13 protein-coding genes and 2 pseudogenes are annotated in these 15367 nt (G+C 61.3%); 12 read left to right on the top strand and 3 right to left on the bottom strand.

Annotated elements, in window-relative coordinates:
- The first annotated feature begins 1 nt into the window (after position 1).
- The 10 genes from ACFSQT_RS18700 (at position 2) to ACFSQT_RS18655 (ending at position 10434) form a co-directional block, all read left to right on the top strand.
- Positions 2-874 (top strand): NifU family protein, encoded by an 873-nt coding sequence (locus ACFSQT_RS18700; RefSeq protein ID WP_095090119.1) that lies wholly within the window; start codon positions 2-4, stop codon positions 872-874.
- Positions 871-2067 (top strand): NHL repeat-containing protein, encoded by a 1197-nt coding sequence (locus ACFSQT_RS18695; RefSeq protein WP_379020990.1) that lies wholly within the window; start codon positions 871-873, stop codon positions 2065-2067. Before ACFSQT_RS18700 ends, ACFSQT_RS18695 begins: the two co-directional genes overlap by 4 nt.
- On the top strand, positions 2064-4490 hold the full coding sequence (gene hypF, locus ACFSQT_RS18690; RefSeq protein WP_095090123.1) for a carbamoyltransferase HypF: 2427 nt from the start codon (positions 2064-2066) through the stop codon (positions 4488-4490). The genes ACFSQT_RS18695 and hypF overlap by 4 nt, the downstream gene beginning before the upstream one ends.
- A 2-nt stretch (positions 4491-4492) precedes the next feature.
- Positions 4493-4774, top strand: a complete 282-nt coding sequence (locus tag ACFSQT_RS18685; RefSeq protein ID WP_095090125.1) for a HypC/HybG/HupF family hydrogenase formation chaperone — start codon at positions 4493-4495, stop codon at positions 4772-4774.
- A gap of 96 nt (positions 4775-4870) precedes the next feature.
- The gene (locus ACFSQT_RS18680; RefSeq protein ID WP_095090501.1) at positions 4871-5563 is read left to right on the top strand and encodes a D-sedoheptulose-7-phosphate isomerase; all 693 of its coding nucleotides are present in this window, start codon (positions 4871-4873) and stop codon (positions 5561-5563) included.
- On the top strand, positions 5560-6717 hold the full coding sequence (hypD, locus tag ACFSQT_RS18675; RefSeq protein ID WP_378920640.1) for a hydrogenase formation protein HypD: 1158 nt from the start codon (positions 5560-5562) through the stop codon (positions 6715-6717). The genes ACFSQT_RS18680 and hypD overlap by 4 nt, the downstream gene beginning before the upstream one ends.
- Positions 6714-7781: a hydrogenase expression/formation protein HypE gene (gene hypE, locus ACFSQT_RS18670; protein ID WP_095090128.1), complete on the top strand. Its 1068-nt coding sequence runs from the start codon at positions 6714-6716 to the stop codon at positions 7779-7781. The genes hypD and hypE overlap by 4 nt, the downstream gene beginning before the upstream one ends.
- Entirely contained in the window at positions 7781-8119 is a 339-nt protein-coding gene (locus ACFSQT_RS18665; protein WP_095090130.1) for a hydrogenase maturation nickel metallochaperone HypA/HybF, read from the top strand. The genes hypE and ACFSQT_RS18665 overlap by 1 nt, the downstream gene beginning before the upstream one ends.
- The gene (gene hypB / locus ACFSQT_RS18660) at positions 8119-9252 is read left to right on the top strand and encodes a hydrogenase nickel incorporation protein HypB (protein WP_379020988.1); all 1134 of its coding nucleotides are present in this window, start codon (positions 8119-8121) and stop codon (positions 9250-9252) included. Before ACFSQT_RS18665 ends, hypB begins: the two co-directional genes overlap by 1 nt.
- 174 nt (positions 9253-9426) lie before the next feature.
- Positions 9427-10434, top strand: a complete 1008-nt coding sequence (locus tag ACFSQT_RS18655; protein ID WP_378920660.1) for a HoxN/HupN/NixA family nickel/cobalt transporter — start codon at positions 9427-9429, stop codon at positions 10432-10434.
- A 655-nt stretch (positions 10435-11089) separates the two neighbouring features.
- Here the strand turns inward: ACFSQT_RS18655 and ACFSQT_RS18650 are convergent.
- The gene (locus tag ACFSQT_RS18650; protein WP_245331254.1) at positions 11090-11428 is read right to left on the bottom strand and encodes a glycine cleavage T C-terminal barrel domain-containing protein; all 339 of its coding nucleotides are present in this window, start codon (positions 11426-11428) and stop codon (positions 11090-11092) included.
- Positions 11429-11492: 64 nt separating this feature from the next.
- A pseudogene (locus ACFSQT_RS18645) lies at positions 11493-11708 on the bottom strand (hypothetical protein); the annotation flags it as partial.
- Between the two features lie 68 nt (positions 11709-11776).
- On the opposite strand from ACFSQT_RS18645, the gene ACFSQT_RS18640 reads away from it, so the two are divergent.
- Together ACFSQT_RS18640 and ACFSQT_RS18635 are read left to right on the top strand one after the other, a co-directional pair.
- On the top strand, positions 11777-12991 hold the full coding sequence (locus tag ACFSQT_RS18640) for a trypsin-like peptidase domain-containing protein (RefSeq protein ID WP_379020986.1): 1215 nt from the start codon (positions 11777-11779) through the stop codon (positions 12989-12991).
- 296 nt (positions 12992-13287) lie between these two features.
- Entirely contained in the window at positions 13288-13746 is a 459-nt protein-coding gene (locus ACFSQT_RS18635; protein WP_206073790.1) for a hypothetical protein, read from the top strand.
- Positions 13747-13751: 5 nt separating this feature from the next.
- Here the strand turns inward: ACFSQT_RS18635 and ACFSQT_RS18630 are convergent.
- Positions 13752-13963, bottom strand: a pseudogene (locus tag ACFSQT_RS18630) (SMC-Scp complex subunit ScpB); the annotation flags it as partial.
- Positions 13964-15367: the final 1404 nt, after the last annotated feature.

Below are 15367 nucleotides of genomic sequence, written 5' to 3'. Positions count from 1 at the left end.
GATGAACGCCGTCGACCTCATCCCGACTAAACGCGACGATCTCGCCGGTCTTGCCGGCGACATCCTGCGGGTCGAGGCGATCTTCGCCATTTGGGACGAGACCCAGCGTAGCGCCGTCGAAGCCTACCGGCGCGCCATCGAAGACCTGAACGGCGAGGCGCTACGCCGGCTGGTGAAGGCGCTGAAAGAAGAGCCTGCCGCGCTCGCGGCCATGAAGCAAGCGGTGACCGACGAGGTCGTCTACGCCGTGCTTCGCCGTCACAACATCTTGAAACCCAGCCTTAGCGAACGGGTGGGGGCAGCACTTGATGGCGTGCGCCCGATGCTCGCCTCGCATGGCGGCGATGTCGAACTGGTCAGCGTGAGGCCGCCGGCGATCGAGGTGCGCTTTGTCGGCGCCTGCGATGGATGCCCGGCTTCGGCCCTGACCTTTCATGCCGGCGTCAAAAAGGCCATCGAGGAGGCCTGTCCGGAGATCTCCGACATCATCCAGATCAAGAGCATGAGCAATGCGGCCGACAATGACAGCGTCCGCTTCGTCAGCCCGTTCGCGCTCGGCGCCGTCGGCGGCTGGCACCTGGTCTGCCGCCTCGACGAAATCCCGCTCGGCGGCATAAGCACCCTCGTCGTCGGCGGGCAGGACGTGATCCTGTCGCGACAGGATGCGATCGTGTCCTGCTTTCAGAATGCCTGTGCTCATCTCGGCATTCCGCTCGATAGCGGCGATGTCGAACAGGGCATCATCACTTGCCCGCATCACGGCTTCCAATACGACCTTTCCAGCGGCGAATGCCTGACAGCTCCGGAAGTGGCGCTGCAGTCACACGCCGTGCGCGTTATCGGCAATCGCGTCGAGGTGAGGCTATCATCGTGATCCGCATCTCGCTCTCGCCTGACTATCGCCGAGCCCTGCCGCCAGTTGGCATGGCACTGCCGCCGATGCTCGACCCAGCCGGCGCGCGCGTCGTACTTGGCAACCAAGTGGATGCCGACGGGCTGCCTGACTCGGTCGCGCCGAAACCGCATACGCTATTCGGGCCGCGGGGCGTCTGCTTCGCGCCGCACGAAGGGCCGTGCTTCGTTGCCGACACCGGCCATCATCGCTTGATGGTCTGGAACAAGGTGCCGGATCAAGACAATGCACCTGCCGACCTTTTGATCGGCCAGCCCGACTTCTTTTCCGAAGGCCGCAACGCGCGCGGCGTGGTCGGTGCGGCGACCTTGAACATGCCGACCGGCATTTCGACCGACGGCACGATACTCGCCGTCGCCGACGCATGGAACCACCGTGTGCTGATCTGGCGCACTCTGCCCGAGCATTCGAACCAACCGGCGGACCTGGTGCTGGGGCAGGCGGATTTTTTGAGCGGCGTTGCCAACCGTGGCGATGCCGTTGCGGCCGCCGACACGCTGAACTGGTGCTATGGTGTCACCGTCGCCGACGGACGGCTGTTTGTCGCAGACACCGGAAATCGTCGTGTGCTGGTCTGGAACTCGCTTCCTCAACGCAACGGCCAGGCCGCTGATCTGGTGCTGGGCCAGACGGATATGGTAACGCGCGACGACAACGCGTCGGGCTCGGGCGCCGCGGTCGGCATGCGGTGGCCGCACAGCGTGGCTGTCGATGACAGCCGGATCCTGGTGGCGGATGCCGGCAACAACCGCATCATGGTCTGGAACTCGATGCCCAATGTCGACGGCGCGCCATGCAGCTTCGTGCTGGGCCAATCGAGCTTCGACGGCAACGACCACAACCGTGCCGGTTACCATCCCAACTATCGCTCGCTCAACATGCCTTACGGGACGGTCGTTCACGACGGCCTCGTTTTTTGTGCCGACACCGCCAATTCCCGTCTGGTCAGCTATTCCCTTGATGATCTCGGGATGGACCGCGCCGCTTCCGGCCTCGCCGCCCAAACCAGCTTCTGCGACAAGGGCGACAATCGCTGGCGTTTCGCCGCACGCGATAGCGTCTGCTGGCCGTTCGCGCTGTCGGCGTCAGGTACAACGCTGGCGGTTGCCGACACCGGCAACAACCGCGTGCTGTTGTGGGAGGTGGCCGCATGAACACGCTGCTTTGCGTGCCGCGCACCGATCCGGCCGAAACGGTCGAGATCAGGCTGCGCGGTCGCGTGCAGGGCGTCGGCTTCAGGCCGACCGTGTGGCGGATCGCCCGCAAGCTCGGTCTCGATGGCGACGTTCTCAACGACAGCGAGGGTGTGCTCATTCGCCTGCGTGGCGCCGTGTCCGCCGTTTCCGCGCTGATCGACGAGTTACGAACATTGCCACCGCCGTTGGCCGAAATCACCGCTATCGAGACGCGTGGCTACGGTGGCACAATCGAGCCGGGTTTCGTCATCGTCGACAGCGTGGTCGGTGCGGCACGCACCGAAATCTCACCCGACGCCGCCATATGCGACGCATGCGCGGCCGAGATCGCCGACCCGTTCCTGAGCCGCTTCCGCTACCCCTTCACCAACTGCACCCACTGTGGTCCAAGGCTGAGCATCGTGCGCGCCGTGCCCTATGACCGCGCCACGACGACCATGGCGCCCTTCCCGCTCTGCGAAGCTTGTGGTACGGAATACCGCGACCCCGCCGACCGCCGCTTTCACGCCGAGGCGACCGCCTGTCATGTCTGCGGGCCGAAAGCCCGGCTGATCCGTTTCGACGGCCGCGCGCTCTCCTTTGAACAATATTCGATGCTCGACGACGTTGATGCCGCACTCGGCCTGATCCAGAAGGGCGAGATCGTCGCCATCAAGGCACTTGGCGGCTACCAGCTGGCTTGTGACGCCACCCGGCCGGAGGCTGTCGCCATGCTGCGCAAGCGCAAGCGCCGCGATGCAAAACCCTTCGCGCTGATGGCGCGCGATCTGGATGTGATCAGACGCTATGCCACGGTCAGCGACGAGGAGGCTGCCGCGCTGACAAGCCGCGAGGCGCCGATCGTGCTGCTTGCCGCCGACGGGCCGGAGAAACTGCCGGAGGCAATCGCGCCAGGTCTCGGCACGCTCGGCTTCATGCTGCCGTCGACGCCACTGCATCTGCTCCTGCTTCGCAGGATGACCCGCCCGGTCGTCATGACCAGCGGCAACCTATCGGACGAACCGCAGGTTATCGACGATGCCGAAGCGGCAAAGAAACTGTCTGAAATCGCTGCCTACGCCTTGATCCACAACCGCGACATCGCAAATCGCATCGACGATTCCGTTGTGCGCCGCATGGGTGGAAAACTGCGGGTGCTGCGCCGCGCGCGTGGCTATGCACCGGCCTCGATCGCGCTGCCGTATGGTTTTGAACAGGCGCCGGAAATCCTCGCCTATGGTGCGGAACTGAAATCGACCTTCTGTCTGGTCAAAGACGGACGCGCGGTGTTGTCGCAGCACCAGGGAGATCTCGAAGACGCGCTGACCTACGACGACTACCGCAATAACCTTGGGCTCTACCGGGATCTGTTCGACCATCGGCCGGTGGCGCTGGCGGCGGATCTGCACCCGGAATATCTCTCGGCAAAACTGGCGCGAGCGACAGCTGCCGCTGAAAACCTGCCACTGCTGGAAATTCAGCACCATCACGCTCACGCTGCCGCCTGCCTCGCCGAAAACGGCCGCGCGCTCGATGCTGCACCTGTTCTGGCTGTCGTGCTCGATGGGCTCGGCTATGGCTCGGATGGCGGCATCTGGGGCGGAGAATTCCTGCTGGCCGACTATCGCCGCTTCGAGCGGCTGTGCACCTTCAAACCGGTCGCCATGCCCGGCGGCGCGCAAGCCGTGCGCGAGCCATGGCGCAACCTCTATGCCCACCTGATGACCGAAATGGGCTTCGCCGCCTTCAAGATGAATTTCGAGGATCTCGACCTGTTCGCCGCCCTTTCTGCCAAGCCGCTTGCAACCATCGGCGCCATGCTCAAGGCTTCGCTCAATTCACCCAAGGCATCGTCCTGCGGCCGACTCTTCGATGCGGTCGCAGCCGCTGCCGGATTGTGCTTCGACCGGCAGGCCTATGAGGGCGAGGCCGCGGCTCGCCTCGAAGCCGTTGTCTGCCACAAAACCTTTGTCGAGGAAGGCGATCATCTCGCCTATCCCTTGCCGATCCCGAACCTGAAAGGCTCTGGGCTTCCTTATATCGAACCGCTCGGCATGTGGAATGCCATCCTAGGCGACCTCATCCTGAAAACCCCGGCCTCGGTCATTTCGGCCCGTTTTCACAAGGGCCTGGCGAAGTCGATCGCCGCTATGGCGCTGAAGCTGGCACGAGGTGATGAGGACGATGCCCCGCCGCGTTTTGACACGGTCGTGCTGTCGGGCGGATGCTTCCAGAACAAGGTGCTGTTCGAGCAGGTTCTCAGCAGGGTTGAGGCCGTGGATTTCAAGGTTCTGACGCACGCGAAAGTCCCTGCCAATGATGGCGGCATCGCGTTCGGCCAGGCGACCGTAGCCGCCGCTCACCTCATCGACGCCGGGCAAGTCCGGCAGAAAGCGAGCTGACCATGTGCCTCGGAATCCCAGGACGGATCGTCAAGATCGATGACCACCTGAAGAAGCTGGCGACGGTCGATGTCAGCGGCGTCAGGCGGCAGGTCAACATTGCCTGCATCGTCAACGAAACCCATTCCGTCGACGACTGCGTCGGCGACTGGGTGCTGATCCATGTCGGCTTCGCCATGAGCCGCATCGACGAGCATGAGGCCGCCGAGACCCTGAAAATTCTTACCGAACTCGGCGAAGTACAAGCCGAAATGGAGTCGATGAGGCTGTCGTCGGTGCATTAGACCGCCGTCGGCGCGCTTCAAGTTCTGTTTTTATGCACGTCGTTGTCCCAAAACCGCTCCGCACTTTTGGGCGGCATGCAAGAGGAGGACGCCAGAATGTCCAGCGAAAGCGAACTGAAAGCGCTCTATCCGTTCCTGCACGGCAAGGCGCAGGACCCGGAAAAGATGAATGCGGCTTTGCTGCATTCCGTTGCCGAGAAAGCGCGCGACACCCGCGAAACCAATGAGAGCTTCTTCGGCGGCCAGGCCGAAATCCTGGTCGCGGCCGCGCACACGCTGGCGGATGTCTACCGCAACCATGGCCAACTCTTTTCGATGGGCAATGGTGGCTCGAGCTGCGATGCTTCGCATGTCGCCGTCGAGTTCGTCCATCCGGTCACCGCCGGCCGGCCGGCGCTCGCCGCCACCAATCTCGTCGCCGACCTCGCCATGATCTCAGCCGTCGGCAACGACCTCGGTTTCGACCATGTCTTCGTGCGCCAGCTGCTGGCGCACGCCCGCAAGGGCGACGCCGTCATCGGCATTTCGACAAGCGGCAATTCGCAGAACCTGGTGTCGGCCTTCGCCAAGGTCAGGGAGATGGGCGTTCACACGATCGGTCTCGCCGGTGGCGACGGCGGTCGCATGAAATTATCCGGCACCCTCGATCATCTGCTGGTCGTGCCGTCGACCTCGATCCACCGCATCCAGGAATGCCACGTCGCTGCTTACCACATCCTGTGGGACCTCGTGCACACGCTGCTCGCCGACGAACGTGGTTCCGCCGCCGGAAAAGGAAGCGTCCAATGAAATACACCGACGAATTCCGCGACCGCGAAAAAGCAAAAATCCTGATCAAGGAAATCAACAAGCTCGCCGCCACGATCGAGATCGCTAGGACGCGTCCAATCAACATCATGGAAGTGTGCGGCGGTCACACACATTCGATCTTCCGCTATGGGCTTGAAGGCATGCTGCCCGACGCCATCGAACTGGTGCATGGGCCCGGCTGCCCGGTCTGCGTCTTGCCGATGGGCCGCGTCGACGACTGCGTATCGATCGCCGAACGGCCCGAGGTGATCTTCACAACCTTTGGCGACGCCATGCGCGTGCCGGGTTCGAAGAAGAGCCTGCAGCAGGCCAAGGCCGACGGCGCCGATGTGCGCATGGTCTATTCGCCGATGGATGCGCTGACGCTGGCCAGGAAGAACCCGGATCGTGAGGTTGTGTTCTTCGGCCTCGGTTTCGAGACCACCATGCCGTCCACCGCGCTGACCGTGCTGCAAGCTGAAGCCGATGGCATCGAAAACTTCTCGGTGTTCTGCAATCACATCACCATCGTGCCGACGATCAAGGCGATCCTCGACAGCCCCGACCTGCATCTCGACGGCTTCCTCGGCCCAGGCCATGTCTCGATGGTCATCGGCACCGCGCCCTACGAATTCATCGCCGACTTCTACAAGCGGCCGATGGTCGTCGCCGGCTTCGAGCCGCTCGACGTGCTGCAGTCGATCTGGATGGTGCTGAAGCAGATCAAGGATGGTCGCGCCGAGATCGAAAACCAGTATGCCCGCATCGTGCCTGAGGCCGGCAACAACGCGGCACTTGCCGCGGTCGGCAAGGTCTATGAACTGCGTGAATTCTTCGAATGGCGAGGGCTTGGCTCCATCGACCATTCCGGCGTCAAGGTGCGCGACGACTACGCCCGCTTCGATGCCGAGCGCAAATTCGCCATTCCCGGGGTCAAGATCGCGGACCCGAAATCCTGCCAATGCGGCGAGGTGCTGAAGGGCGTCATCAAGCCATGGCAGTGCAAGGTGTTCGGCATCGCCTGCACGCCGGAAATGCCGCTCGGCGCGCTGATGGTTTCGTCCGAAGGCGCTTGCGCCGCCTACTACCAGTATGGCGGCGTCAAGAAGCACACGGCGGCCCGGCCCGATGCCAGCGTGGCGGCCGTGTCATGAACGTGCGGCCACCGCCACCCAAGCGCGTGCTGGGGGGCGTTTTCATCCCGACCGTGACGCTTGCCCATGGCGGCGGCGGCAAAGCGATGAAGGATCTGATCGACGACGTGTTCATCAGCGCCTTTGCCGGCGCGGCACCTGAGGTTCTGGAGGACCAGGCCCGTTTCGATCTGACAATGCTGGCGACTCATGGCGACCGCCTCGCCTTCACGACAGACTCTTTCGTGGTGGATCCGCTGTTCTTTCCGGGCGGCGACATCGGCAAGCTTGCCGTCTACGGCACCGTCAACGACCTCGCCGTCGGCGGCGCAAAGCCGCTCTATTTGTCCTGCGCCGTCGTCATCGAAGAAGGCATGCAGGTCGAGACGCTGCGCCGCATAGCGCTGTCGATGGCCGAGGCCGTGCGCGAGGCCGGCGTCAGCATCGTTACCGGCGACACCAAGGTCGTGCAGCGCGGCGCATGCGACAAGATCTTCATCACCACCACCGGCATCGGTGTGATCAGGCCAGGCCTCGAACTCGGCATTGATCACGTGAAGCCGGGCGATGCCATCCTGGTCAATGGGCTGCTCGGCGACCACGGCGCGGCGATCCTGTGCGCACGCGGCGACATGGAGCTGGAAACCTCGATCGAAAGCGATTGCGCGGCCTTGCACGGGTTGATCGAGGTGCTGCTGGCAGCCGCACCCGGCACGCGTTGCATCCGCGATGCGACGCGCGGCGGTGTCGCCACGGTCCTCAACGAGATCGCCGACGCCTCCGGTGTGTCGATCGAGATCGACGAAGCTTTGACGCCGCTACGCGAGGAAGTGCGCGGCTTCTGCGAGATCCTCGGTCTCGACCCGCTCTATCTCGCCAACGAAGGCAAGATCGTCGTCGTCGTGCCACCTGAGGAAAGTGCGGCGGCACTTGCCGCTCTCTCCGGCCATGCGCTGGGCCAGGGGTCATCGATCATCGGCCATGCCGTGCGCGGCGAGGCAGGGCGCGTCACCATGCAGACGGTATTCGGCGGCCGGCGCATCGTCGACATGCTGGTCGGCGAACAATTGCCGCGGATTTGCTGATGCACGAGCTCGGCATCACCCGCAACATCGTCTCAATCGTCGAGGAAGCGGCGAAGGGCCGCCGTGTCAAACGGGTGACGCTCGACGTCGGGCAATTCTCCGGCGTGATGCCCGACGCTATCCTGTTCTGTTTCGACATCGTCGCCAAGGGCACGCTGCTCGATGGCGCGCTTCTCGACATCCAGAAGATAGCGGGGCGGGCGCGTTGCCGGAGTTGCGGCGGGGCCTTCGACACCACCACGCTCTACCAGGCCTGCGCCTGCGGCTCCCGCGCCATCGACCGGCTGGCGGGTGAAGAGCTGAAAATCCGGGAAATGGAAATCGAGGAGGCTCCCTGATGTGCGGAACCTGTGGTTGCGGCTCGAAGGACGAAACGCGAATCCTCGACCTCCAGACCGGCAAGGAAACGGCGCTGGGCAACGCGCATGATCATGCCCGTCCGCATGACGACGGCATGCAGCATCGGCACGACCACGGTCATGAGCACAGCCACACTCACCCGCACGACCACGACGACGGTCACATCCATGATCACGAACATCCGCACTGCCACTCTCATGCGCATAGCCACGGCCATGAGCAAGGCCACGACCACCGGTCGGACCACGTGCATGAGCATCACCATCATCACGATAATGCGCATGGCGATGCGGAATTGCATGAAGCCGGTCACGATCATTCCCACGGTCATCACGACCACGCCGATGGCCATCACGATCACTCGCATGATCATGGCCATGACCATGACCATGACCGTGACCGTGACCATGACCATGACCATGGTGACAGCCACAACCAAGGCCACAATCTGGTGGTCGAGCTTGAGGCGCAGATACTTGCCAAGAACGATATGCTCGCCGCGAAGAATCGGGGTTGGTTCGCCGGCCGCGAAATCCTGGCGCTGAATCTGGTCTCCTCGCCCGGCTCCGGCAAGACGACGCTACTCGAGCGCACCATCCGCGACCTTAAGGACAGGATGCCGATCTCGGTCATCGAAGGCGACCAGGCGACTGCCAATGACGGCGAGCGCATCCGCGCCGCCGGTGCCGCCGCTGTCCAGGTCAACACCGGCGCCGGCTGCCATCTCGAAGCCGATATGATTGCCAAGGGCCTTGCCGAGTTGAAGCCGGCAGTCGGCTCTGTGGTCATGGTCGAGAATGTCGGCAACCTCGTCTGTCCGGCAATGTTCGATCTCGGCGAGCGCGCCAAGGTCGTCATCCTGTCGGTGACCGAAGGCGACGACAAGCCGCTGAAATACCCGCATATGTTTCGAGCGGCGGAGATCATGGTCATCAACAAGACGGACCTGTTGCCGCATGTCGATTTTAATGTCGAGGAGGCCATCGCCAATGCGCAAACGGTCAATCCGCAGATCAGGGCGATCCAGGTCTCGGCGAAAACCGGCGACGGGCTCGCCAGCTGGTACGACTGGCTGCAGGGTGAGGCGGCTCAAGCGCGGCTTGCAGGTTAAGCGATATCACAATGCCTCGACACGAGGCTTGCCATCACATCATCGGATCGAGAGGACGAAGTCATGAAGGACACGATCGTATCCGCTTTGCCGCCGACACAACATGCGCCGGCGGGTCATGGACTTCCCAATCCCTTCGACGATCGGCCAACTCGGGTGAGAACCAGGGCGGCGATGACCTACGTCCTGCTCATCGCCGCCAACATCACGGCATGGGTATGGGCGTGGATCGCCTTTGCCGATCGGCCAGCGCTGCTCGGCACCGCACTGCTCGCCTATATGTTCGGCCTGCGCCATGCCTTCGACGCCGACCATATCGCGGCGATTGACAATGTCGTGCGCAAGCTGACGCAGGAAGGCAAGGCGCCCTACTCGGTCGGCCTCTTCTTCTCGCTCGGGCACTCGAGCATTGTCATCGTGGCCTCCATCGCCATCGCCGCAGCAGCGACAATGATGCAGTCCAGGCTGGACGAATTTCATAGCATAGGCGGCGTCATCGGCACCGGCGTGTCAGCGCTGTTCCTGCTGGTGATCGGCATTGCTAACCTGTTTATCCTGAGAGGCATCTGGGCGGCGTTCTCTCGCGCGCGGCGCGGCGAAAAGGTCGTCGACGAAGACCTCGATGCGTTGCTTGCCGGTCGCGGCTTCATCGCCCGCATCTTCGGCCCGCTGTTCGGCATCGTCTCGCGCTCATGGCACATGTATCCGATCGGCTTCCTGTTCGGCCTCGGCTTCGACACCGCCACTGAAATCGGCCTGCTCGGCATTTCGGCAACCCAGGAGGCGCAAGGAATGTCGTTCTGGTCGATCCTTGTCTTTCCAGCACTCTTCACCGCTGGGATGTCGCTGATGGACACGACCGACAGCGTCCTGGTGACCGGCGCCTATGGCTGGGCTTTCGTGAATCCGATCCGCAAGCTGTGGTACAATCTTACCATCACGGCGGCGTCCGTGGCCGTGGCGATCTTCATCGGCGGCATCGAGGCGCTTGGCCTGATTGCCGACAAGCTCGGCCTCGAAGGTGGGATCTGGGGCTTCGTCGGCGCGATGAACGACAACCTCGCCAATTTCGGTTTCGCGGTTGTCGGCATCTTCCTCGCCAGTTGGCTGATATCCACTGCGGTATACAAGGCGAAGGGCTATGACAGCTTGTCGGTTCGGCAAGCCCGATTGGATCGATGACTTGCAACAAGTTGATCCATGATGTGAGGTTCGTCGGCATATAGGCAGGCATTGCGCCGGCGGATGGCCGGGGAAGGCCCTGGAGCCACAGGAAGACCTCCATGGTCTTCCATGCGTCTTGCCCGCCCGAGCCAAGCCGATTTGGGGTCAGCACGGCGTTGAGGCCAGAGCGCCCGCCGATCTTCTGACGAGAGCGCGACTGCCTGCGTCCTCGTCGCGCACATCCGAACCCACGCGACGCCTCGCAAGGCCTCGTCGTATCATCAGGATCCAAGTATCCAGGATCATGAAGGACAATTAGCCTAAAGCCTAAAAGCTAATTTGACTAACTCTAGACGAACTGTTGAAGACATTTTCCAGTACTTTCTCATTGCGCACGCGCTGATAACCTTCTCGATCCTTCGCAAACGCGCGTGCTGGCCGCGCGGTCACGCAAATATAATCTGTCGGTCGTGACAATCGCGGGCATCAAGGAGCGAGCGGTTTCGGTCGGCGTTGGGCGCAGTAATAAGCAGCCACAACATTATTTCGAAATACTTCGCCTTTGAAATCGGATTTTGTTCACCTGGCGCTTTAATCCGGGCGGAGGGCGATGAAATGCGGAGGAACGGGGCTGGACAGGGCCGAGTACGTTCGGACCTTGCAGCCTGCGGGGCTAGATCTTCGTCCTGAGGCCTTTGGGATCGAAGAAAGCCTGCAGGGATGCGTCGGCGTCGAACAGCTCGCCGTCTATTTCGATCTGCCAGCTTCCCGAGTCGATCCACCCGCGACTGACTCCACCAGCGTGGTTGACGTAGCCGAGTCCTATCGATGACCCCAGGGTAAAGTTCCGGACCCCAGAGGAGATGTAGCCGACAATGCCACCATCGTAGCGGATTAGCTCCTCGCGAAAGAGTAGGGGGCTTTGGATCCCGCAGCTTAAACGACAGAAGCGGCTTGCGCGGCGTGCCTGCCGCCTTCTGGGCCTCTGTGGCGGCCTTGCCTTGGAAACCACAGGCCTTTGACCAGTCGATCGTAAACCCAAGTCCGGCCTCGAGCAGTGTGTCGACCGGGGTTAGGTCAAGCTCGTACTCACGGTATGCTCGCTCGGAGCGGAGGTGCTCCAGGGCGTGATAGCCTGCCGGACGTAACCCGTGCTCGCCACCGGCTTCCCACAAGACATCAAAAACGTGCTGAGCCATCTCAGTGGGAATATGGAGCTCCCAGCCCAGTTCTCCGATGTACGTCAGCCGGTTGGCGATAACCCATGCTCTCCTTGTCTGCGTGCGCGCCATTAAGCAATCCACTTGTGCTCGTGCCTGACAAGATTAAAAGCTTCGACTAGGCTGTGGTCTGTTTTACTGTGTTTCGTTTCTCGAAGCGATGTATCGCCGTCAGTGCTGCAGTGATGGCGTCGATTTGCGCCATCCATCCAGCTTGGTCGCAATCATCGGATGTCTCATCATCGGGCACGGCGTTTTTCGTCAGCGCCGACGGATGGCTGGTCACTAACGCGCACGTCGTCGACGGTTGCAAGAGCGTAACGGTGGTCGGCCGAGGTGAGGTCACCGACCTTAAGGTCGACGTTCAAAAGGACTTGGCTGTTGACAAGAGTGCTGGCGCCGTACCGGCTGTCCTCAAGTTGACGAATTCTGAGCCGCGGCTGGGAGAAGACGTCGCGGCGTTCGGCTACCCGCTAACGACCGCCCTGTCGAGTTCAGTGAAGATCACGACCGGCAACGTGAACTCGCTACTCGGAATCGGTGACGACTCCCGCTACCTGCAGATTTCTACGCCAATTCAACCAGGCAATTCCGGCGGTCCCCTCGTAGATCGAAGCGGTGCGGTCCTCGGTATCACGACGGCGGTCCTAAACGACCGCGCGACCGGCACAGATAATGTGCCCCAGAACGTCAACTTCGCCGTCAGGGGAAGTGCGGTTCGATCGTTCCTTCAGAGCCGAGGCGTGGCATTCGATGCCGTCGATGCCATCGGGCCGCACCTGGAGACTGCGGATCTCGCAGAGAAAGTCGCACCAGCTGTGGTGCTGGTCCTCTGCCATAGTCGTGAGAGTGCTGCTGTCACCGACGCGGCGCCCGCTACGAGCAGCCCCGCCCCCGAGCCCTACGTGGCGTCGCGACCCTTCCGCAGCGTTGACGATTACGACGTGATTGGTTTTGACTACGCGACGCTGCGAAACGTTTCCGAGGCTCAATGCCACGCAGCCTGCAATGCCGATCGTTCTTGCCGAGCTTCGACCTACAACAAGCTGGCTCGATTTTGCTTTCTGAAGAGCGACGCCAAGTTGCTCGTGAAGAACCCGGATGCGTCGGCCAGCGTGGCCGAAGAACTGAGTTCTAGCGTGCTGGTGTCCACGTTCGCCGTCGCTTCTGGTCGTGACATGGTGGGCGGCGACTACGCGCGCATAAAGACAGATTTCGTGGGATGCTACATTGTGTGTGAGGCCAATCTGCAATGCCGCGCCTTTGCGTTCGTGAAGAAGAAGCCTACGTGCTGGCTGAAGGATCGGTTGGGGTCGCTTTCGGCAGAGCTGGGCGTCGATCTCGGCGTCAGGTGAACCCGCCTCGCTCGCGGCGCGCGCCTTCCGCCTCGTCAAAGACCCGGAGCTAGACGATGATTCGTGCCTTCCTTGTCGTGACGATCGCGACCCTCTTCGAAAAAGCCGCTCGCTATCGTCCTCGCAGGCCACAACGGTTCAGGAAAGTCCACGATGTGGCGGAAAGTCCTGTCGGATCGTCTGCAAATTCCACTCATCAATGCTGACCGGATGATGCTGTCGATTCTGCCTGAAACGGGCAGCGATGGGGCTCTTGTTCCCGGGCACAATCTCTCAGGGATACCGATAGAAGCTGGATGAAGGTGGCGCAGGATGGCGTTCAAGCTTTCGTCGGCCATGCGATGCAGTCCAAAGTTCCCTTCGCTATGGAGACGGTCTTTTCGTATTGGGAAGAGCTTCCGGATGGCATCGTTCATTCCAAGCTCGATCTCATCCGTGACATGCAGGCAGCAGGCTATTTTGTTCTGCTGCTATTCGTCGGCCTCGCCAATGTCGAACTTTCAATCCTGCGCGTTCAGACTCGTGTCGCGGAACATGGGCATGACGTTGAGACGGAGCGGCTGCTGCGCCGGTTCCCGAAAACCCAAAGAGCCATCGGGGCAGCGTCAATGATTGCCGATGCATCGGTGTACGTAGACAACAGTCGAGGAGGGGTTGGCCTTCACGGTCTGCCGTGTGCAAGTGGGCGAACAGTGCCTGTACGATCTGAGGCAGACGGGCCGCTCGGTACCATCGGCGATCGCACAATGGATTGATATCGTCAGCCCGCAAGCATGAAACGCAACAGCTTCTCCTTTGACAGCAGCCCGGCATCCTCGAGCGCCTCGAAATCCGGCAGTCGCGCAGCGTCTCAAGCCCGAACTCCAGCAGGAATTCTTTGGTGGTGACGTAGGTGTAGGGCGCGCCGGGTGTTGGGCTGCGCGGACCGGAGGCGATCAGACCGGCACCGCGCAGATGGCCGATCAGGTCGACCGCTATTGCGGCGACGGGTATGGAGACAGAGTGGGCCAACTCTTTGCGAGGTCGATACCAACTGTGGCAAGCTCGGACATAGATGGCTCCTCTGCTAGGGACGATAACATCCCGACTATGGCGCAATACGACGCCGGGAGAAACTCAAGGCGCTGCTGCGCAAGAAGGCGGCCAGAACCTTCAACGCCCTCTCAGACGCTCTCGGCGAAATCTGCCACCTTTTTGACCCGACACAGTGTCGAAACTTCTTCAAGGCTGCCGGATATGAGGCCGATTAAGCGCGACACGCGCTTTAATCGGCGTCCGCTGCCAGGGGCACGCAAGCTGCGGCGATATTTGGAGAAGTTCAGCTGCCGATCTCATCCCGAACTTCGCTGAACGCCACCGTTCTCGGGAGGTCGTTCAAGCCCTTCGTTGAGTCAACCATCAATCAGGCAATCGCCAAGCGGTTTGCCCAAGAAGCAACAAATACAATGGACGCCGCGTGGCGTCCAACTGCGAACGCGCATCCTCGACGGCACGCTCGACAGCGACTTCAAGCGCTGGCGAGAAACGGCTGAGACCAGAAAATGCACCCAAGCTGGCCGCCTGACGACCCCCAGCTTTTTCATGCTCCCCTTCCTGATCAGCACTCGCCAATACGCGTCAGTCGCAACATCTCCTTCAAAAAAATTCATAGACTCTTAGCAATTCCAAACGGCTGGGCAGGGTAGACCTATCGCAACATCTTAGGTCAGCGGGTCAACGCCATTGTGCCATGTAGTCTCCGGCCGCCGAACGCGGCAAGTCACTTTAAACAGGACGTCAAGAAGGATGCTCACCTCTGTAAAGGAACGTATATATCATACTTAATATAATGATACGGCTATCAAATAATTATCAAATGTACAAGCCGTGAATCCAAATAGAAAAGGTGTCTAACCAAGTTGCCTTTCTTTTTATCATTCATGATTATTACCAATGATGACACTGTCAATCGCCTAAGGACGGCGGCATTTATTATGCGACGCGCAAGCAGAGACGATAGATCCACTCACTCATCCAGGCACTCAGACGAGACCGCTCTATTCGGAACTAAGTCTGTGACTTTCGCTGAGATTTCAGATGAGGACCACTGCCTCGTCAAGCGGAGGCGAATTGGCTGCTGCAATCGTTACTTGCGGCCGCGAGCGAGAATTGTCGGAACAAGGCCAAGCTCATGAATTGCCGTCTCGCCGTCCCGGTGACCACGCACGGCCCGGTTGATCGGAGGGGTGAGGATTCGACCAAAGGCAACTGCGGCCAAACGAATCGGTTTGCAATTCCGGCTTCGCCGAAACGCGGATTGTGCTGTGCTGACCCCGGTTTCTCCCAAGAGCCTCAGTGGCACCGACATGCAGAGCCGATGCCCGCGAGGAAGCTCGC

The organism is Mesorhizobium calcicola (assembly GCF_042682105.1).
In the GTDB taxonomy this organism is placed as follows: domain Bacteria; phylum Pseudomonadota; class Alphaproteobacteria; order Rhizobiales; family Rhizobiaceae; genus Mesorhizobium; species Mesorhizobium calcicola.
Note: the sequence above shows the minus strand (reverse complement) of the source record. Positions and strands in the feature narration are given on the sequence as shown.

What these genes read in the sequence shown, in the direction of transcription:
- ACFSQT_RS18655 (WP_378920660.1), top strand. Translation starts at nt 9,427, where the DNA reads ATGACCTACGTCCTGCTCATCGCCGCCAACATCACGGCATGGGTATGG.
- ACFSQT_RS18700 (WP_095090119.1), top strand. Translation starts at nt 2, where the DNA reads ATGAACGCCGTCGACCTCATCCCGACTAAACGCGACGATCTCGCCGGT.
- ACFSQT_RS18680 (WP_095090501.1), top strand. Translation starts at nt 4,871, where the DNA reads ATGTCCAGCGAAAGCGAACTGAAAGCGCTCTATCCGTTCCTGCACGGC.
- hypE (WP_095090128.1), top strand. Translation starts at nt 6,714, where the DNA reads ATGAACGTGCGGCCACCGCCACCCAAGCGCGTGCTGGGGGGCGTTTTC.
- hypD (WP_378920640.1), top strand. Translation starts at nt 5,560, where the DNA reads ATGAAATACACCGACGAATTCCGCGACCGCGAAAAAGCAAAAATCCTG.
- ACFSQT_RS18665 (WP_095090130.1), top strand. Translation starts at nt 7,781, where the DNA reads ATGCACGAGCTCGGCATCACCCGCAACATCGTCTCAATCGTCGAGGAA.
- ACFSQT_RS18685 (WP_095090125.1), top strand. Translation starts at nt 4,493, where the DNA reads ATGTGCCTCGGAATCCCAGGACGGATCGTCAAGATCGATGACCACCTG.
- hypB (WP_379020988.1), top strand. Translation starts at nt 8,119, where the DNA reads ATGTGCGGAACCTGTGGTTGCGGCTCGAAGGACGAAACGCGAATCCTC.
- ACFSQT_RS18635 (WP_206073790.1), top strand. Translation starts at nt 13,288, where the DNA reads ATGAAGGTGGCGCAGGATGGCGTTCAAGCTTTCGTCGGCCATGCGATG.
- hypF (WP_095090123.1), top strand. Translation starts at nt 2,064, where the DNA reads ATGAACACGCTGCTTTGCGTGCCGCGCACCGATCCGGCCGAAACGGTC.